This is a genomic window from Streptomyces sp. NPDC002619 (assembly GCF_042889305.1).
Lineage (GTDB): Bacteria > Actinomycetota > Actinomycetes > Streptomycetales > Streptomycetaceae > Streptomyces.
On sequence record NZ_JBIAQV010000015.1, the window covers coordinates 25812 to 44279 of the forward strand.

18 protein-coding genes and 2 pseudogenes are annotated in these 18468 nt (G+C 69.9%); 6 read left to right on the forward strand and 14 right to left on the reverse strand.

Annotation, left to right across the window (positions count from 1 at the left end):
* Positions 1–43: 43 nt before the first annotated feature.
* A complete protein-coding gene (locus ACFYXB_RS23305; protein ID WP_389585393.1) occupies positions 44–274 on the reverse strand; it encodes a hypothetical protein in 231 nt (76 codons plus the stop codon).
* Between the two features lies 1 nt (position 275).
* Complete coding sequence (locus tag ACFYXB_RS23310; RefSeq protein WP_389585396.1) at positions 276–569, reverse strand: cation-transporting P-type ATPase; 294 nt, start codon at positions 567–569, stop codon at positions 276–278.
* A gap of 187 nt (positions 570–756) precedes the next feature.
* Between ACFYXB_RS23310 and ACFYXB_RS23315 the strand changes: the two genes are divergently transcribed.
* Positions 757–1194 (forward strand): universal stress protein, encoded by a 438-nt coding sequence (locus ACFYXB_RS23315; protein WP_389585398.1) that lies wholly within the window; start codon positions 757–759, stop codon positions 1192–1194.
* Positions 1195–1337: 143 nt separating this feature from the next.
* A complete protein-coding gene (locus ACFYXB_RS23320; RefSeq protein WP_389585401.1) occupies positions 1338–2543 on the forward strand; it encodes a cytochrome P450 in 1206 nt (401 codons plus the stop codon).
* Between the two features lie 90 nt (positions 2544–2633).
* On the opposite strand, the pseudogene ACFYXB_RS23325 reads toward ACFYXB_RS23320, so the two are convergent.
* From ACFYXB_RS23325 to ACFYXB_RS23340, 4 genes and pseudogenes are all read right to left on the reverse strand, one after another.
* Positions 2634–3684: pseudogene (locus ACFYXB_RS23325) on the reverse strand (hypothetical protein).
* A 326-nt stretch (positions 3685–4010) separates the two neighbouring features.
* A complete protein-coding gene (locus tag ACFYXB_RS23330; RefSeq protein WP_389585403.1) occupies positions 4011–5054 on the reverse strand; it encodes an amidohydrolase family protein in 1044 nt (347 codons plus the stop codon).
* Between the two features lie 61 nt (positions 5055–5115).
* The gene (locus ACFYXB_RS23335) at positions 5116–5481 is read right to left on the reverse strand and encodes a hypothetical protein (RefSeq protein WP_351366354.1); all 366 of its coding nucleotides are present in this window, start codon (positions 5479–5481) and stop codon (positions 5116–5118) included.
* 82 nt (positions 5482–5563) lie between these two features.
* Positions 5564–6832 (reverse strand): cytochrome P450, encoded by a 1269-nt coding sequence (locus ACFYXB_RS23340; RefSeq protein WP_389585406.1) that lies wholly within the window; start codon positions 6830–6832, stop codon positions 5564–5566.
* Between the two features lie 222 nt (positions 6833–7054).
* Between ACFYXB_RS23340 and ACFYXB_RS23345 the strand changes: the two genes are divergently transcribed.
* Both ACFYXB_RS23345 and ACFYXB_RS23350 read left to right on the forward strand, forming a co-directional pair.
* The gene (locus ACFYXB_RS23345) at positions 7055–8752 is read left to right on the forward strand and encodes an FAD-dependent oxidoreductase (RefSeq protein WP_389585408.1); all 1698 of its coding nucleotides are present in this window, start codon (positions 7055–7057) and stop codon (positions 8750–8752) included.
* Between the two features lie 510 nt (positions 8753–9262).
* On the forward strand, positions 9263–10387 hold the full coding sequence (locus ACFYXB_RS23350) for a cytochrome P450 (protein WP_389585705.1): 1125 nt from the start codon (positions 9263–9265) through the stop codon (positions 10385–10387).
* A 109-nt stretch (positions 10388–10496) separates the two neighbouring features.
* On the opposite strand, the gene ACFYXB_RS23355 is transcribed toward ACFYXB_RS23350, so the two are convergent.
* Entirely contained in the window at positions 10497–10688 is a 192-nt protein-coding gene (locus ACFYXB_RS23355; RefSeq protein WP_389585411.1) for a hypothetical protein, read from the reverse strand.
* A gap of 37 nt (positions 10689–10725) precedes the next feature.
* Between ACFYXB_RS23355 and ACFYXB_RS23360 the strand changes: the two are divergent.
* Positions 10726–10908: pseudogene (locus ACFYXB_RS23360) on the forward strand (glycosyl hydrolase); the annotation flags it as partial.
* A 37-nt stretch (positions 10909–10945) separates the two neighbouring features.
* On the opposite strand, the gene ACFYXB_RS23365 reads toward ACFYXB_RS23360, so the two are convergent.
* Positions 10946–13090 (reverse strand): zinc ribbon domain-containing protein, encoded by a 2145-nt coding sequence (locus tag ACFYXB_RS23365; RefSeq protein ID WP_389585413.1) that lies wholly within the window; start codon positions 13088–13090, stop codon positions 10946–10948.
* Positions 13091–13182: 92 nt separating this feature from the next.
* Positions 13183–13800 (reverse strand): recombinase family protein, encoded by a 618-nt coding sequence (locus ACFYXB_RS23370; RefSeq protein ID WP_389585416.1) that lies wholly within the window; start codon positions 13798–13800, stop codon positions 13183–13185.
* Positions 13801–14210: 410 nt separating this feature from the next.
* On the opposite strand from ACFYXB_RS23370, the gene ACFYXB_RS23375 reads away from it, so the two are divergent.
* Positions 14211–14888, forward strand: a complete 678-nt coding sequence (locus ACFYXB_RS23375) for a Crp/Fnr family transcriptional regulator (protein ID WP_351364918.1) — start codon at positions 14211–14213, stop codon at positions 14886–14888.
* A gap of 204 nt (positions 14889–15092) precedes the next feature.
* On the opposite strand, the gene ACFYXB_RS23380 is transcribed toward ACFYXB_RS23375, so the two are convergent.
* Genes ACFYXB_RS23380 through ACFYXB_RS23400 form a run of 5 tightly spaced genes read right to left on the reverse strand, consistent with a single transcriptional unit; the run spans position 15093 to position 18464 of the window.
* Positions 15093–15599, reverse strand: a complete 507-nt coding sequence (locus ACFYXB_RS23380; protein WP_389585420.1) for an ester cyclase — start codon at positions 15597–15599, stop codon at positions 15093–15095.
* Entirely contained in the window at positions 15596–15916 is a 321-nt protein-coding gene (locus ACFYXB_RS23385) for a Dabb family protein (protein WP_389585422.1), read from the reverse strand. The genes ACFYXB_RS23380 and ACFYXB_RS23385 overlap by 4 nt, the downstream gene beginning before the upstream one ends.
* A gap of 17 nt (positions 15917–15933) precedes the next feature.
* Entirely contained in the window at positions 15934–16740 is an 807-nt protein-coding gene (locus tag ACFYXB_RS23390) for an SDR family oxidoreductase (protein ID WP_351364909.1), read from the reverse strand.
* 20 nt (positions 16741–16760) lie between these two features.
* Entirely contained in the window at positions 16761–17327 is a 567-nt protein-coding gene (locus ACFYXB_RS23395) for a YceI family protein (RefSeq protein WP_389585425.1), read from the reverse strand.
* A 39-nt stretch (positions 17328–17366) separates the two neighbouring features.
* Positions 17367–18464 (reverse strand): LLM class flavin-dependent oxidoreductase, encoded by a 1098-nt coding sequence (locus ACFYXB_RS23400; RefSeq protein ID WP_389585427.1) that lies wholly within the window; start codon positions 18462–18464, stop codon positions 17367–17369.
* Positions 18465–18468: the final 4 nt, after the last annotated feature.

The following is an 18468-nucleotide window of genomic DNA, read 5'->3' on the forward strand; positions in this document are numbered from 1 at the left end:
TGGTGCTCGTCGTGCCCGTCTCCCGCCGCCGTGGGCGGGGCAGTCACCTGGCGACGCTGAATCGGCTGGCGCGGCGGCGCAGGTGGCGGTGGCCGACGGAGCGGGGGCCGACCGGGGTCAGGCAGGCCCGGTTGCCGGCGAGAAACTCCGCCTCCAGCGCACGCCGGGCGCTCTCGGGCACCTGCGTGCAGCGTTCCAGCACGGCCTCGGGAGGCCCCTTGGTCAGGAGCCGCACGTCTGCCGGGACCACGTCGCCGAGCCGCAGCTCGACCACGTCACACGCCGATGATCACCGCGTCGTTGCGCTCGCCCACGAAGTACGAGACCACGGCCGCGGCCATCAGCAGGCCGAGCAGCGGAGAACGCAGCTGATGCCAGAGCACCAGCAAACCCCGGGCGCGATGCGAGCGGACGGCATTGGGCCCCGAGCGCCGGAGGCGACGCCCCGCCCCTTGGGCCGTTCGGACCCCGATCCGTGCAGTCCGGCCCCACTCCGTAGAGGGAGGAACGGGGCGGCGGCGCCTTGGGCCCGGAAGTTTCCGAGCTCTCTCCGTCGGAGAGCCGGTCATTTTCCGAAACAGAGATCAAGAACACCCCCGTCATTCGGAACACACCGGCGCCGGCACGTTGTTTAACGCGGTGTTCGATCATGCCGCCGTGTGCGCTCAGGAGTAGTCCCCTGCTCTGAACGGGCGCCCGCGGCGGCTGTCCCGCGAAGAGGTCTTCCGCACATCCCCAGAAGAGGAAGAGAAGTCCATGTTCCACCGCATCCTTGTCGCCGTCGACCCCAGCCCTGCCCGCCACTCGGCCGTACGCCTGACCGGAGACATGGCCCGGCTGACCGGCGCCAAGGTCAACGTCGTGCACGTCGCCGCCACGTCGGCCACACTCGCCGCCGTCCTTCCTCTGGAGGACGACGCGCAGGCCCAGGCCATCGCCGACGAGGCCGTCGCCGCACTGCGCGACATGGGCGTCGACGCCGACGGCACCGTCGCCAAGGCCCTGACCACAGAGGTCGCCACCACCATCTCCACCGCCGCCGAGGAGTTCCAGGCCGACCTCCTGGTCCTCAGCCCGCACCACCGCGGGTCTCTCGAAGCCCTCTTCAACCCCCGCGTCAGCGACGCCGTCGCCCACGCCAGCCGTATCGCCGTACTCCTTGCCGCGCACGACACCGACACCGACCAGGACTGACCGAACCGACGCCCTTGGGGCACGCCGTGAACCCGGTGTGCCCCAAGGCAGAGCAGCCGCACTGGAGGTACACCGGTGGCCCCCTACCACGCAGTGACTTATGCATGGGATAAGCACATCAGCGAGTGAGGGAGAACCGTGCAATGACCCCGGGCGACGAGGCGATCACATGTCCATTCGACTTCAACGAGGGCTTGGAGTTCGATCCCTCCCTGGCGGCGCTCATGGACCGCGATTCCATTGCCCGCATCCGACTACCGTACGGTGACGCCGACGCCTGGCTGGTCACCGGGTTCGACGGGGTGCGGCAGGTGACCACCGATCAGCGGTTCAGCCGGGCGGGGATCGTACAAACCGACTACCCGCGGCTGACGCCCGAGCCCATCGTCTCCGCCGAGTCGATCAATGTGATGGACGCCCCGCACAGCAGCCGGCTGCGCCGTCTGGCGTCACAGGCGTTCACCCATCGGCAGGTGGCTCGGATGCGAGGGAGAATCACCCGGCTCGCGGACACCCTGCTCGACGAGATGGCCGTACAGGGACCGCCGGCGGACCTGGTACACCACCTGTCGAACCCCCTCCCCCAGCACACCATCTTCGACCTTCTCGGGATTCCCCGGGACGACTGGGCCCCCATGCAGCAGAATCTGCATCGGCTGCTCGCCACCGGCCCCGACAGCCGCGAGACCGCGGCAACCGCCAAGGGCGAGCTACGGGCGTACTTCGGCGCACTGGTCGAACAGCGGCGGAGCTCCCCCGGGAAGGACCTGATCAGCGCATTGGCCGCCGCCAAGGACGGCGATGACGTGCTCGACGACCAGGAAGTGGCGGTCATGGCGCTGACGCTGACGCTCAGCGGGCAGGACACGGCGACCTGTCAGATCAGCGACATCGCCTACCTCCTGCTGACCCGTCCCGAGCTGATGAAGCGCCTCACCAGCCGTCCGGAGGACCTGACGCACGTCCTGAATGAGCTGCTCCGCGTCATCCCCTTCCGCAAGGGAGTCGGCATTCCCCGGGTGGCACTGGCAGACGTCGAGATGAACGGGGTCCACATCCGAAAGGGTGACTTCGTCCATGTGTCGTACCTGACGGCGAACCGCGACCCGGAGCGCTACCCGGACCCGGAGTTCATCGACCCGGACCGGCCGTCCGTTCCGCACATGACCTTCGGCTGGGGCGGACACCGATGCATCGCCGTGCCGCTGGCCATGGCGGAGCTGGAAGTGGCCATCGGGCGGCTGCTCGGCCGGTTTCCGGGCTTGCGGCTGGCAGTACGGCCGGAGGAAGTGCGCTGGGACGCGGAGACGATCCGGCGCTTCCCGATCGAGCTGCCCGTCGCCTGGTAGGAGCTGTCTGACGGTCGGCTTCGCCGAGCGCCTGTAGGTGGGGGGCGAGCCGGTGGGGTTCTTGGAAAAATGGTCGTCCAGGAACCGTTCCTAATCAGTGCGCAGGAGTGAGTTCTCGCCCCACATCCTGGTACTGCGCGCATCCCGAACGGTTGTGGATGTGCTGGTCGCCCGCGTTCTTTCGGGTGTCCCTGTCCGGGCGCGTGCATCGGGTGCACGGTCCGTGACGGGGTGGCGGGTTTCCTCACGCCTGCGGGTGTCCGGTCGGGCCTGGACGGTCCGATGCCCGTGCCCATCGCTCTGGTGGGTACGGGGCGGTGCCGTCCGTCGCCGGACCGGGTGCCCGAGGGCGCGTCGCCCGATCGCGATGCAGGCTGCATCGTGCCGGGAAACCTTGCGAGTCTGGCTGGTCAGTGGCTGCTGCCAGTGCCGGGCGCCCCACCGGGAGGTGTAGGCCGGATCGACCGCGACGACCGCGATGTCCTGCTCGGCGGCCATCGCCGTCAGCCGCGCCTTCAGCCGGGCGGTGGGGAAGCGGGAGACGAGCCGGCGGAAACGCTTGTCGCGGCCTTGCTTCTCGCGGGACGTGCCGGCGGTGAAGTCGAGGTCCTCGATGGCGATCGCCGCCGCGCACCACATGCACCCGGCCCACCGACCAGTCCGCCTCCAGCCGCACCAGCCGATCCCGCAGCAGGTGCAGGCGCCGGGACTTGGCATGCCACTGCGCCCGCGACCCATACCCCCGCGGCAACCCGGCCCGCTTGTCCGCCTTCGCGCCCAGCGGGCGGGCCAGCCGCGCCTCCATCCGTACGATCTGCCCGCGCAGCCACGCCAGCTCCGCCGCCTGACCGCGCCGGGCCCGCGCCCACTGATCATGCGTGGCCTTCGTGACACTGCCCGCTCACCGCGCCGACGACGAGCCGGTCAGCTCCCGCTTGCGCACCGCCCACGACCCGGCATCATGCCCCAGCCCCTGCCCGCACCTCCGTGCGAGGTCACCGGCGGCCAGCCCACCCACAAACGCCCCGACCTCCCGCAGCACCGCCACGTCCGTCTCCGACACCCGCAACCGGGCCCTGACCGCCACCCCCGCCGGGCCGGGCACCACAAAGGGTTCCGCCAACTCCCGCAACCCGCCCACAATCCCCACCCCCGATCCCCACCCCGGCCATCCGCCACCACCCACAACGAACCGACCACGAGAAAGGTCACGCGTTCGGAGCGCAAACTCCCATTCGCCCTACGAGGATCCCCGCCCGCACAGAGGACCCCAACAGTGACACTCACTCGTAGTCGCCAGAACACACTTGGGCTCGGTCACACGGCAGCAGTTCCGAACCCCACCGGCTCGCACACATCACCGTGGCCGGGGGGCCAACGGCGTGCTGTAGCGCGGCACGGAGCCGACGCGAGTGACTGACCACTCGCGTCGGCTCCGTGCCGCGCTCTGCCCGGCGTGACGGGCCTTCAGGCGTGCCGAGGGAGGCCTGCGGTCAGGGCCGGCAGGAGACGGTGGGCGTTGTCGCGGTTGATGCGACGGCGCTGGTCCTCGTCGAGGGCGGGATCTTCGTCCAGCGCGGGTGCGGTGACGTCCGTGACCAGGTGCGACGGGGTGGGCGGCCAGTCACTCCCGTACAGGATGCGGGAGGAGTCCACGACGGACAGCAGGGTCGGCGTGGCAGCGGGAGACATGGGGCCGGCCGTGTCGTAGTAGAAACGGTGCAGGTAGTCGCGGACCCTGGCGCTGTCCACCTTCGGGGTCAGATGGCCGCCGAACAGCTCGACGCGGCTTGCGATGTAGGGCAGGAAGCCGCCGCCGTGCGGAAGGATGAAGGTGAGGTCCGGGTAGCGGTCCAGCGTCCCGTTGAGGATGAGATTGATGGCCGCGCGCGTGGTGTCCATCAGGAAGTCGCACAGGAACGGTGGAACACCCTGAAGCGCCATGTTCCCGCGGGGAATGTCCATCGGGTGCGTGCTGACCACGGCCGACCGTGAGTTGAGTTCTGTCAGGATCCTGTCGTGCGACGGGTCTCCGAGATACGTGCCGTTCGCACTGGTCCGTACGCTGGCTCCGATCGCTCCCAGCTCGTCCATTCCATGGCTGAGCGACCAAGTGGTCAGGTCCGGGCTGTCGAGAAAGACGGGGGCGTAGAACGCGAAGCGGTCGGGGTGGCTCTTGACGAGGTCCCCGGCGGCCCCCAGCGCCACACGGGCGCTCTCCTTGCGTGTCTTCGGGTCCTGCAGACGGCCCAGCATGGCGACGGTGAGAACGCTGGTGCTGATGCCCGCCCGGTCCATCACCGACAGGGCGGTGTCGACGTCCCACCGCGTCCAGGGCGGCAGGGCTTGACGATGCGCTATGCCCTTCGCCTCGGCCCATTCGATCCATTCCGGCGCCGTGTAGTGGTGGTGTACGTCCACGCGCGCGCGGCGCGCATCACCCTCCGTCGATATGGAGTTCTCCGTGCCGGCCGCCGGGGCTACGCCTGCCGCTGTCTGTATTCCTGCCATGGGTGAATTCCCGTTCCTGTGGTCGTGTCAGAGGGTTTGCTGCTTCGGGGGCGCTGTGCGGTCAGCGCCCGAGAACCTTGAGAAGCACGTCGGTCAGTGACTTCTCCGGGTCGGACGGCGCTTCGTCCGCCCGCCAGGCCACGAAGCCGTCAGGACGCACGAGGACGGCACCGTCCGATGTCGTGCCGTGCACCGGCGCCCAGGCCGGTCCGTCACCGGTGTCCAGGTCGAATTCCGCGCCTTTGCCGACGGTGTAGGAATCGAGCGGTACGTCGAGCTTCGCCCTCACCGTCTCGGCAGCGGCACGCCAGTCAGGACGCCCGCAGAGAACGACGAAGGACCGTTCGTACAGATCGATGGTGGAGACCGTCTCGCCGTTGCGCGCGACCCACATGTGCGGTGCACGGGTGCCGGGTTCGGCGTGCAGGTCTCATAGATTCCCGACGGGCCCCCGGATGCCAGCGGCACTGGGACCCCGACCGTATGAATCCGGCCAGTCGGCGATGCGTTCAGTCGGCGATCCGCTCCGGATCGAGCACCACGGGCAGCTCGACGAGTCCGCGGAACGCCGGGAAGGGCACGGTCAGCCAGCGCACCTCGTGCGGGGGCACGGCCAGCGTGATCTCGGGATACCGGCGGAACAGCGTGGTGAGCGCGATGTGCATCTCCAGGCGGGCCAGCGGCGCCCCGATGCAGTAGTGGGGGCCGTGGCCGAAGGCCAGGTGGGGCTGGCCTCCGGTGCGCGTGACGTCGAGCCGGTCGGGTTCGGCGTACGCCTGCGGGTCGCGGTTCGCGGAGGTAATGGCGATCTGGACGAGGGTGCCCTTGGGGATCACCACACCGCGCATCGGGATGTCCTCGGTGGCGTGGCGGAAGGTGGAGCTCTCCACCGACCCCTCGTACCGCAGCAGTTCCTCGATGGCCTGCTTCAGGGCCTCGGGGCTCGCGAGGGCCGCGCGGTGCTGGTCCGGCTTCGAGAGCAGGTGGTACACGGCGTTGCCGATGAGGTACGCGGTGGTCTTGTGACCCGCGAAGAACAGCACCCACGCCGTCGAGACCAGCTCATGGTCCGTCAGAGCGCCGTCCTGGTCCTGGGCCGCAATGAGCGCGCTCATCAGGTCGTCGCCGGGCGTGCTGCGCTTTCGCGCCACGAGGTCGACCAGGAGGTCGCGCAGTTTCCCCTCAGCCTCCTCCAGAGCCTTCTTCGCCTCCGGGCCGAATCCGGTCTTCGCCACGGTCACCGCCCACTGGTGGGCGCGCTCGCGCTCGTCCTCCGGCACGCCGAGGAGTTCGCAGATGACCTGGAGCGGCAGCGGGAACGCGAAGTTCGGGAGCAGGTCAACGGACGCGTCGGTCGGACAGCGCTCCAGCAGTTCCTCGCTGACCTGCTGGATACGCGGGCGCAGCAACTCCACGCGGCGCGGGGTGAAGGCGCCCTGCACGATCCTCCGGAGCCGGGTGTGCTTGGGCGGGTCGGAGAACAGCATGTTGTCGTCGAGCGCGATGGAGGAGTCGCCGAAGATGCGGTGGTACGCGTCGAGGGCGCCGTACATGTCCTTGCTCAGCCGGGGGTCGGCCAGCGCGGCGCGCGCGTCGTCGTAGCGGGTGATCAGATAGGTCTCCACGCCGTGCCGCGGCTGCAGCGGGCACACCGGGGCGGTCTTCCTCAACTCCGCGTACACGGGGTGCGGATTGGCGCGGAAGTCGGGTGTGCATCGGGAGGCGGCGGCCACGGGGTCCGCGGATCCGGGTTCGGTTTGCGTGGGTGTTCGCGTCATGGCCTCGACGGTTCCCGGCGGGCGGCCGCCAGTAAACGTCCTTAGCCCGTCCGGGGCGGCGCCGGGACGCGGCGTCGCGATCGGAGCAACAGGAGGTGCGGGGCCCGTGAAGCGGGCGAAGAGTTGATGCCGAATGGAAACGCCCCGAGTCGCCCCTTCCCACGGTTGGGGCGTTCGGCTTCGGACGACAGACGATGACGACAGACGATAGGGGATCAGCTGATGAGCAGACGAGCCGTGGAATCCGTACCAGTTCTGGTGGTAGGCGGCTCCCTGGTGGGCCTGTCCACGTCAGTCTTTCTCGGCCGCCTCGGCGTGGAGCACCTTCTCGTGGAGCATCACGCCGCGACGTCCACCCACCCCCGCGGCCGTGGGAACAACCTGCGCACCATGGAGCTGTTCCGGACCGCGGGCGTCGAGCAGGACATCCGCGCCGCGGCGGGCGCCCTGGCCGGAAACGACGGAGTCCTCCAGGTGAGCACGCTCTCCGGCGGCGACCGCCGGTGGATCGTCAAGGCCATCGACACGGGTCCGTCCTTGTCGCAGATCACCTCGTCCGGCTGGTGTCTGTGCAGTCAGAACGACCTCGAGCCCGTCCTCCTGCGCTACGCCCGCTCCCTCGGTGGCGACATCCGCTTCAGCACCGGGCTGGTCTCCTTCACACAGGACGCCGAAGGAGTGCACGCGGAGGTACGGGACCGTGACAGCGGCGAGACGCGCATCGTGCACGCCCGATACCTCGTGGCCGCCGACGGGCCCCGCAGCCCGGTGCGCGAGCGGCTGGGCATCACCCAGTCGGGACCGGGCGCGCTGTTCCACAACGTGAGCATCACGTTCCGCAGCAAGAAGCTGCAGGACGTCGTCGGCGACAGGCGCTTCGTCGTGTGCTACATCACCGATCCCGCCGGAGAGGGTGCCCTGCTGCCGGTGGACAACCGCGAGCAGTGGGTCTTCCACGCCCCCTGGGCCCCGGACCGGGGCGAGACGCTGGATGACTTCACCGACGCGCGCATCGTCGCCCACATCCGCGCCGCGGCGGGCGTCCCCGACCTCGACATCGAGGTCACCGGCAAGGCCCCCTGGCACGCGGCGGACCGCGTGGCCGACAGCTATGGCGAGGGCCGGGTCTTCCTGGCCGGTGACTCGGCGCACGAGATGCCCCCCACCGGGGCTTTCGGCTCCAACACCGGTATCCAGGACGCCCACAACCTCGCCTGGAAGATCGCGGCCGTCCTGCGCGGCTGGGCCGGACCGGGGCTGCTCGACACCTACCAGACGGAACGTCGGCCGGTCGCGCTCGCGACGACCGCCCGCGCCCTGTTCCAGGCGGGCGAGGAACAGCACCCGGGCTACACCCCGGAGAAGAAGCGCAACGACGATCCGGCCGACGCGATGACGGTGGCCCTGTGCTATCGCTACCCGCCGGGCGCCGTCGTCGGCGCCGACCCGGACGCCGCGATCGTGCCCGACCGGTTCCAGTTGGGCGGCGTCCCCGGGAGCCGCGCCCCCCACATGTGGGTGACCACCCGGGACGGCCGGCGGATCTCCACCCTGGACCTCTACGAACGGTCCTTCGTCGTCCTCACCGGCCCCGGAGGCGAGGCCTGGCGCACCGCGGCCCGCGGTGTCACCGCACGCCTGGGCATCCCGGTGGAAGGCTACGTCGTCGGCGCGGACCACGACCTGGTCCCCGAGGACGGGTCCGACTGGGCGGCGCTGCACGGCACGGCGGAGTCCGGTGCCGTCCTGGTCCGCCCCGACGGCTTCGTGGCATGGCGGTCGCCCAGGCTCGTACCGGACCCGGAGCGGGCCCTCACGGACACGCTGATGACGGTGCTTCGCCGCGAGACGCCACCGAACGCCGCGACTGAAGCCGCGGCGGAGCAGCCGCTGGCGACGGCATCCGACGGGCGCGTCTGAGTGCCTCCCCTTGAACGCCGCTTCTGAACGAAGAAAGAGCCCGCGAAGATATCACCTCACCCCTCGGCGTCCGCCCCGGCCGACGACGACGCCCGAACCTCCCGCGTGGACGTCCACCACTACTTCACCGCGCCCGCCTGGCTCGACTGGGCCGAGGCGCAGGGTGTGGGAGAAGGAGCAGCGGCCGCTGCAGGAGTGAACGACGAAGCTACGGAGCGTGTGGAATCACCTACTGCGCTGGTCCACCTCGCACGGTGACGAGTCGATGCGGTGGGCGTTCCGCGGCTGACCAAGGGCGGTGAGGTCGCGCGGGTGCGCCGCCGTAACACGGTGCGCTCCACCCGCACCGTCACCGACGCCCAGGGCAAGCGCCGCAGGCAGTGGACGTCGTCGCTGGCCCGCGCGGGCAAGCAGCACATCGCGGCCGGCGCCTCCCGCCTGTACCCGATCATCGCGGAAGCCGCGGAGAACGGCGGGAAGATCGGATTCACGGTGCGGGCGCTGCGTACCATGTTCACCCACTACTCCACGCGGTACGACGACGCGAAAGCGGCTCTGACGGATCCGCGTATCAGCAAGGACATGTACGCGGCGATCGACCAGTACCACACCATTTTCGGCGACTCGTCCATCGCGCTCGATGACAACATGCTGTTCTCGGACCCGAAGCACACGCGACTGCGGCGCATCATCAACAGTGCGTTCACTCCGCGCCGAATCGAGTCCTTGCGTCCCCGCATCCAGAAGGTCACCGACGAACTGCTGGACGGTTGTTCCACCCGCGAACCCGTAGATCTGTTGTCGTCGTTCGCCTTTCCGCTTCCTCTCACCGTCATCTGCGATCTCCTCGGAATTCCCGAGGAGGATCGGGGGGACGTGCAGAAGTGGTGTGCCGTGGTGGCGCGTACCGGGTTCAGCAAGCAGGACAAGGAACGACTGGCGGTGGCCGAGGGGTCGTTGCGGGACTACTTCGCCGAACTCATCGCGCGAAAGCGCAAGACGGAATCGGACGATCTCCTCGGTGCTCTGATCCGCACCCAGGACGAGCAGGGAGCGATGACCGACGGCGAACTCCTGTCGACCCTTTGGGTGTTGAGCTTCGCCGGCCACAAGACGACGGCGTACCTCATCGGCAACGCCGTCTTCAACCTTCTGACGCATCGGGACCAGCTGCAGCAGGTCCTGGCCGACCCGGACCTTCTGTCGAACGCGATCGAAGAGATCATTCGCCACGAGGGCTCGGTGGAGAACGCGACGTTCCGGCACGCGCTCGAGGACATCACCATCAGAGGTACGACCATTCCGAAGGGCGCTCTCGTCCAGATCGCGGTGTCCTCCGCCAACCGGGACCCGGAGAAGTTCGAGTCCCCCGACACGTTCGACGTGCGGCGGCCGGGCGTGCAGAGCGCGCATCTCGGCTTCGGCAGCGGTCCGCACTACTGTCTGGGTGCGCCGCTGGCCAGGATGGAGATGCAGATCGCCCTGACCACGCTCTTCACACGGTTCCCGGCCGTCGATCTCGCATTTCCCGCACACGATGCGGAATGGCTCAAGGTTCCGTTCCCCGCCTTCCGGGGACTGGAGAAGCTTCCCGTCGCTCTGGACCCGTCCCGGCTCCTCGCCAACGGCGCATAAGCGCTGCTCTGTTGACGTGCGACGTGGCCAAGTTCCCTCAGGCCGCCGCCCGGGCCCGGCATCCGCTGCCCGCCTGCGCGACCGGATGCCGGGCCATGTCGTATCCGGGTTACTCGAAGGGGGTCAGGAACTGGCGGGGGGACGGGGGCCGGCCGACGATGCGAGTGTCGCCGATCCAGCCGTAGAAGCCCTGTCCGAACTGTTCGTCGAACCGGGTGGCGCCGAGGACGAAGTGCTTGCCGAGCGTGGCGATGCCGGTCGACGGCTGGGTCGGGTTGCGAGCGATCTTCGAGCCGTCCACGTACAGATCGTACGGCGACCGTCGTTGACGACGGCGCAAGCTCAACGCCGTACTCGCCGACCACCCGTACACGGCCTACCTGCAGCGGCAGGCGGATCGCGGGTACGGGAGCGACCGCAACGCCCTCGACCAGTACGGGCTGCGCTGGTACGGGCCACTGGACAAGGTGGACGCGGCGCGGCAGCAGAGTGCGCTGGACCTGCTCAACGCGGCTCCCTGACGGGCAGGTTCGGGCCGTCCTTGCCTCAGGAGCGTCTCTAGAACTCTGTGTGTGCCTGTGGTTTCCGGGCTTTTCGGGCGCGGCGTGGCCGTGTGCGGTTGCCGTCCGGTGGTCCGATCCTTGGGGTGAGGGGGTGGGCCTCGGTGGCGTGCAGGTGGTGGAAGCCGGTCCGCTCGGCGGCGCGGGTGCGTCGTCGACAGGTTCTGCGTGAGAGCCGCACCCGGCCGACCGGGAGATGGTCTTCCGGCTGGTGGGGTGCGGGTACTCCATGACCTGGCACCGGCCCGGATACGGCGGCTGGTGTCGTGGTGTCATGCCCCGCCGGACGCTGGACCACCCCGGTGGGGGTGGTGGCGGGGACCGTACGCACGTCGGGCATACGGCGGGAAGTCTTCTGGCCCGGGACCTGTCCTTGGGCGGCGTGCGGGGCGCCTTGGTGCCGGGGGCCGGTGGGCCTGCCGGGGGTGGGGTGGCCCTTGCCCTCGGTGGTCTTCGGCCCGCGGGGCCGGGGCGGGGTCTGTTCCGCTTGGCGCCTGCGGCGCAGACGGCGGGTGGTCTTCTTCGGGCGGCGTACCAGGGTCACGGTGCCGTCCACGGTGGTGCGGATGGTGCGGGTGTTGGTGGCGCGGTCGGTGGTGGTGTGTCTCTGGCCGAGCAGGCCGCGGGAGACGATCCGGCGGGCAGCGGCGTGATCGCGGTCTATCGACAGCCCGCAACGGGTGCAGTGTGCCCACTTCCAGCCGCGTTCGGCCGGCCGGTCGGGGGCCGGGTGGTGGGTGAGCTTGCCGAGGCAGCCGGGGCACAGCTTGGAGGTGCCCCGGGCCGGGACGGTGACGACCGCAATGGCCGCCTTCGTGGCCAGGTGGCGGATCGCCTCGGCCACGATGCCGCGCACCTGCCCGGACAGGCGGGCGTTGCCTCGCCGGTGGCCGCGGGCTTCCAGGGTGGCCAGGTCTTCGAGGTAGATGACGCTCGCGCCGAGCGCTGCCGCCTGGTCGACGGCCCAGCGGGCCGCCGCCCAGGCCAGCGCCGCATTCAAGTGCCGGATCCGGGCACACACCCGCCCGTGCTCGACCTCCAGTACCCGGGCCCGATCGAGGTGTTCGCCCCAGGCCAGGTGGGGGGAGCCGAGTCCGTCCGCGAGGGCCTGGCAGTGGTCGCGCTTGGCGGCGAGGTGCTCGCGGACGCCCCGCAGCCGGTGCAGGGCGGCGCTGACCGTGGTGGCGTCGAAGACCAGGGGACGGCCGTCGGTGACCACCCGCCGGGTCTGTCCCTGGCCGGTCAGGCGGCCGAGTGTGCCGGTGAGCAGGGTGTTGACACCCCAGTCGAAGCCGAGTGCCACGGTATGCCCGCTCGCCCTGGTGGCCGGGGCGGGCCGGGAGTGCGGCAGGTCGACGGCGATCCTCCTGGCCGGGGTGGGGCGCAGGGTCGGGGTGTGCAGTACCGCGTCCGGCGCGACGGTACCGGGCAGGCGGATATCGATCACGTGCCAGGCCCAGTCCCGGCCCGTGGCCGGGGCCGCCTGCAGAGGGAGCTTGACCCGCAACCGGGCACTCGCCTCGTCCACCCGCTGAAGGGTGACCTGCTGGCGGTCCATCGCGGCCAGCAACACCTGCGGAGCCACCTGCGGCGGGCCCTCCAGTACGCACAATCCGGCGGGAAGCTTCCCGTGCCCGGCCACGTACGCACGCACCTGGCGGGTGCGGTTGCGGATCTCCGCACCACTGACCCCAGCAGGCAGCACCGCCCGCAACGCCGCCCATTCCGCCTCGGTGCGCCGCCGCGGATCGGCGGGCCACGTGGCCAGGACCGCGGTCACGATACTGCGCCGGTGCAGGGCCAGCCGCAGGGTGCGCGCCGCGTACTCCTCGGCGGCCCGCCGCACCCGGTCCGAGACATACACCCCCGCCAAAGGCGTGACGTCCTGCGGCCAGTTGAGGCGGCGCATCGCCATCCACCCCTTGGACGGCAGCGCCTCGCCCCGCTCATCCACCCCGGCGGCCAGCACGTCCAGAGAGTCCTCATCCCACCGGGAAGCCACCAGAGCGCCAGTCAGCTCCCGGCTCAACTCCGCCCAAAACCCCACCCGTTCCAGCAAGACCCGCTGCCCCACCCGCTCACCACTGTCCTCGAGCACACCACGGAAGGCGCTGCACGTCGCCGTCGCCATCAACTCAGCCACCCCCGCCACCCACAACTCCGGCTCCGGCTCCGGCTCCGGCTCCGGCTCCGGCTCCGGCTCCGGGGACAGGGTGATCCATGCGGCCCTCGGCTTCAGCCAGAAGCCGCCGACGCGCCTCGCGTGAGCGCATCCCGTACATGCGACCGGCAAAGGTAGCCACCAGCGACATGAAATCGTCCAACAGCTCCTCCATCCCCCCGGGTGGCCCCCTTGGCATGCAACACCTCGACAGCGACCCGGTGATGGGCCAGAACCTGAACCAACCAGCCCGCACCGAAACGAGCCAGCCGGTCGCCGTGCGTGACCCGCACATGGGTGAACTCACCCTTCGCGGCCCGCTTCAACAACCGGTCAAGCCCCGGCCGTGACTCCCGCAGCCCCGAGGCACGGTCCTTGAAGACCGCGACCACCACCCCCGAAGCGGATGCCCGCAGCTCGGCCTCCTGCGCGGCCAGCGACGACTCCTGCCCGCTGGTGCCCGAAACCCGCACATACAGCGCCTCACGCCGCCCGGCCATACCCGGGCAGCCGGTCAGAGCGTCCAACGCCTCGCTGGAGAAACGCCGTTCACGCCCCACCCACACCACCGGAACCCTGCCCTCGTTCGCCCACAGCCGCAGCGTGCCAGGGTGCACACCCACCCGCCGCGCAGCCACCGCCAACCGAAGAAGTTCCATGACGAGATAACGTACGGCCCCGGCCGCACCCACCACCCCAAACCCGCATGAACATCACACCATCGCTGGAGGCAGGGCGGAATGACCCACAGATCCACACACGCTCTGCTACACAGCATCCACAAGGATCCTTAAGCGAAACCCTCAACAGTTAGAGACCCTCGCGTCGGGCATCCCGGAGAACGACATCGTGGTGCCTGCGAACACGTACCTCTACGAGCAAGGCTCCGACGACGTCGAGGCGATCAACGTGGTCTTCGGGGAGCGCTGCAACCCGCACCGGCGCAACTTCACCGACCGGCTGTTCCGCCCCGCCCCTGGCCAGCGCGACGCCTGCACCCTCCTGGGTATCCCCCCTCGACCGGGCTCTCCTGGCGCCCATCTCTCACAAGAACGAATGCCGAACCGTGGTATGCATCGTGAACGACTCATACCATTGAAGCGTGGACGAGATCCTGACCAATACCGTGCTGTTCGCCGGGCTGCGTCCGGATGCGGCCCTCACCTTGGAGAAGGTGGCGCAGCGGCGGCATCTCGAACGCGGCGGGGTCGTGTTCCGGCTCGGTGATCTCGGCACTTCGATGTATGTGATCATGCGCGGCAAGATAGGGATGACCCGCCCCGCCGGCGCGGACCGCGACAGTCTCCTGGCCGTACTGGGCCCTGGCGACCTCCTCGGCGAGCTCACCCTGTTCGACCCGGCGCCGCGCAAGGCCACGGCGACCGCCCTGACCGACCTCGACCTGGCCGAGTTCACGGCGTCGGCCGTACGCCGCTGGATGCAGGAGGAGCCCGACGCGGCATGGCACTTCCTGCAACTGCTCGCCCGCCGGGTTCGGCGCATCAACGACGCCCTGGAAAACCTTTTGCACGGCCACATCCCGCACCGCGTCGCCCGCACGCTCCTCGATCTGGCCACGAAGTTCGGCACCCAGACGCACGAGGGCATCCGCGTCGACCACGGCCTCACCCAGGAACAACTCGCACACTACGTCGGGGCATCACGCGAGAGCGTCAATAAGTCCCTGTCCGAACTCGCCGGCCGAGGCGTCGTCCGCCTCGAACTTCGCGGCCTGGTCATCCTCGACATCGCCAAGCTGACCCACAAGGCAGGCGCATGACCTCGCCGGTCGGGCGACCGAGGCAGCGTCCCCGTCAACGGGATCGCGAACGGCCGCAGAGCTCCCGACCAAGAGGAGCTGTGCGGCCGTGGTGTGCGCCGGTTGGAGACTGTGCTGCTCGATGATCGCGGTGGTGGAGAAGGCGTGTCGGAGGCGGACTTTCGGCAGGCCGCAGTATCGGGACCGGCGCGATGGAGTACGCCGCTACGGGGTCGTACCGTCGACCTGGATGTCGAGCAGCTCCGCGGTGATGGGCGCGCCGAGTTGGCGGAGCAGGCCCAGTTCGTCACCGAGGAACCAGGCCTCGGCGACCAGGCCGTCCTCGATGCGCCACACGCCGCACTCCAGGACCTCCAGGCGCCGGTGGGTGGCCGGGATGCCGAAGAGCCGGCCTGTGTGGGTGCCACGCAGGGTCCAGACGGCCCATACGCGGTCGTCCTTGGCGATGATGTCCTCGATCGTGTCGACGCGGTCGGAGATCGAGTGGGCGTCGTATCCGCGGCCGTCCTTCATTCCGGAGATGTCCGCCAAGGACGCGAATCCCCAGCGGTGGTGGCGCATGCCGGGGCGCATGAAGGTCTTGCGCTCGGCGAACGGCACCGACCGCAGCCGCAGGATCAGGTCGATGTTGGCCCGCTCCTGCGGGGTGTGGCTGCGCGGATCGAAGTCCGTCGGCAGCGCCGCGGCGACCAGGCTGCGGAACACGCTCACGCCGCCGCCCCCGCCGCGTCCCGCTCGACGACCCAGTCCAGGACGATCCGGCCCTCGCAGGTCTCGTCCAGCTTGGGCAGCAGCGCGGCGTGGACCGGGTGCTTCTGGTAGCGGTCCAGCGCGTGCTCGTCCACCAGGCGTACCAGCATGCCGTGCGTGACCCCGGCGTCGAGGGACCGCGTGTGGACGTTCGGGCCGACGGTCAGTTCGATCAGGCCCGGCACAACGGCGATGCCTGCGGCGAACTCGGCGAGCGCCTCGGTCACCGCCTCCTCCCTGCCCGGTCGCGCTTTCACGACGACGATGTGTTCGATCATGGGGGTTTCCTCCGGATCTACAGCGCGTTGACGGTGATCCCACCGTCCACCACGAGCGACGTGCCGGTGATGTAGTCGGCCCGCCGCGATGCCAGGAAGGCCACCGCGTCGGCGACCTCGGACGACTCGGCCCACCGGCCGAGCAGCACGCCGAGCTTGGCGAGGTAGGCGTCGAGGAACTCCTCGGTCGTCCTGCCCGCCTTCCCCGCCGCCGCGGCGGCCCAGCCGACCCGCCACTCGGTGGCGACCAGGCCGGGGACCACGGCGTTCACGGTGATCCCCTCGGGCGCCAGGTCGCGGGCCAGGTAACGAGTGGCGTGATGCATGGCCGCGTTGTTGAGGCCGTGGGTGAGGGCACCCTCCCAGACCGTCTCGCCGGCGACGCCGCCGATGTTGACGATCCGGCCGGCGCCGGTCTTGTCCAGCAGCGGGTGCAGCGCCCGGATGGTCCGGAGCATGCCGACGGTCTTCACGTCCAGATCGGCGACCCAGTCGCCGTCGTCCCAGAACAGCTGCCGGTCGAGCCGGCGCATCCGGTGCCCGGCGGCGATCACAAGGATCTGCACGCGGCCGAACTCCAGCTCGATCTGGCGGGCCGCCGCCTCGACCGACGCCTGGTCGGTGACGTCGGCCCGGATGCCGACGACCGGTCCGGGGTGTCCCGGCGCCCGCAGCTCGGCCACCGTCTCGTCGAGGGTGGTCTTGGTGCGGGCGAGCAGGACGACGCCCGCACCCTCGGCGAGCAGCGCTGCGGCGGCGGCCTTGCCGATCCCAGTGCTGCCGCCGGAGATGACGGCCGTGGAACCGGCGATTCCGAGATTCATTCGTGTCTCCGATCGGTCGGTCAGGACTGGGTGAGGACGAGCTCGATCTCCAGCGTGATCTTGACGAGGTCCGACACGATCGCGCCGCCGGAGTCGAGCGCGGCGTTCCAGGTGACGCCGAAGTCCTTGCGGTTGATCTCGGTGGCGGCCGAGAAACCGGCCCGGATGGCGCCGCGGTGCGAGATCACCCCGCCGAAGACGGTGTCGAGCACCACCGGCCGGGTGACGCCCTTGATGGTGAGGCCGCCCGGGACGTTCCAGCGCCCGTCGGCGGTCGGCACCGCCGGGCCGCCGGTGAAGGTGATGACCGGGTGGATCTCCGCGTCCAGGAAGTCCGCGGAACGGATCAGCTCATCGCGTTTGGGGTGACCGGCGCTCACCGAGGAGACGTCGATGTCCGCGCGCACGGTCGCGCCGAGCGGGTCGCCGGGCGGGACTTCGACGGCGCCGTTGACGGCCCCGAAACGGCCGGTCACCCGAGCCACGGTCATGTGCCGTACGGAGAACTCGACGAGCGAGTGGGCCGCGTCGATGGTCCAGGTGCCGGGCTGGAGCGGGGTCTCGGTGCTGCTCTGCAGGGTGGTCACAAGGTTCCCTTTCTCGGCTTTCGTGACGGATGGGGTCGGTCAGCTGGTGGTGGCGGAGTACGCGACGTGCTCGGCGGTCTGAACCGGGTCGGTGAACCGGGGCATCACCTCGTCGATGAAGCGGCGCAGCGACCGGGCGCCGAGGGCCGGGCTCATCTGCCCGTAGAGGAAGACCAGCGTCATGTGGCCGACGCCGATGCCCTCGTACTCGCTGATCTCGCGGGCCACGGTCTCCGGGCTGCCGACGATCATGGCCTTCTTCAGGAAGTCGTCCCGGTCCACGGCCGAGACGCCGACGATGCTGGACTTGAACCCGGCCGCCGCCGCCGTCCCGCCGAACGACTTCTTCGACTGCTCGGCGAGGTAGTCGAGCGGCCCGGCAACGTCGGCCAGTGCGGACTCGTCGGTCTCGCCGACGTAGACCATCTTCTGCACCATCGACCACTCCCGGGCGAAGGCGAGCGTCTCCTCGTCGTGGCCGGAGGCGTTCAGCGTGTCGTGGTAGAGCCGCCACTTGCGGGCGGTCTCGGGCACGGCCTCGCGGGCGGTCATCAGCACCCACCCGCGCTCGGCGGTGTAGGCGATGCCCTCGTCGGACAGCGCGGCGCGGCCGAACCGCGGCCCCGGCACGGTGTACGAGGCCGGCATGATCCGGCGGGTCAGCACGCCCTGGGAGTGCGGCGTGGCGTACTCCAGGTCCGGGTCGTCCAGAGTCTTGCGCCTGGCCTGCTCCGCGATCCGGATGACCTCGTCCATGAGCGCGCCGCGCTGCACCGGGTCCCGGCCGAGCCCCTTGTACTCCTGGGGGGACCCTCCCGTTCCGACGCCGATGATGCACCGGCCCCGGGTGAGGATGTCGAGGGTGTTGCACGCCTCGGCGAAGTTCATCGGGTTCCACAGCGCCGGGACCGCGACCGACACCACCACGTGCGCGTTCGTCAACTGCGGCGCCAGGTACGCCCCGAACGTGAACGGGTTGCCGTAGGTGTTGTAGCCGGTGAAGTGGTGCTCGGTGAGGCACACCCCGGCGAACCCGCTGCGATCGGCGAGGATCGCCTGCGCCGTGACCGCGTCGATCACGTCGAGGTCGTGGTCGGGCCCCGGGGATTGGGCGTTCAGGTATACCGAGAAACGCATGATG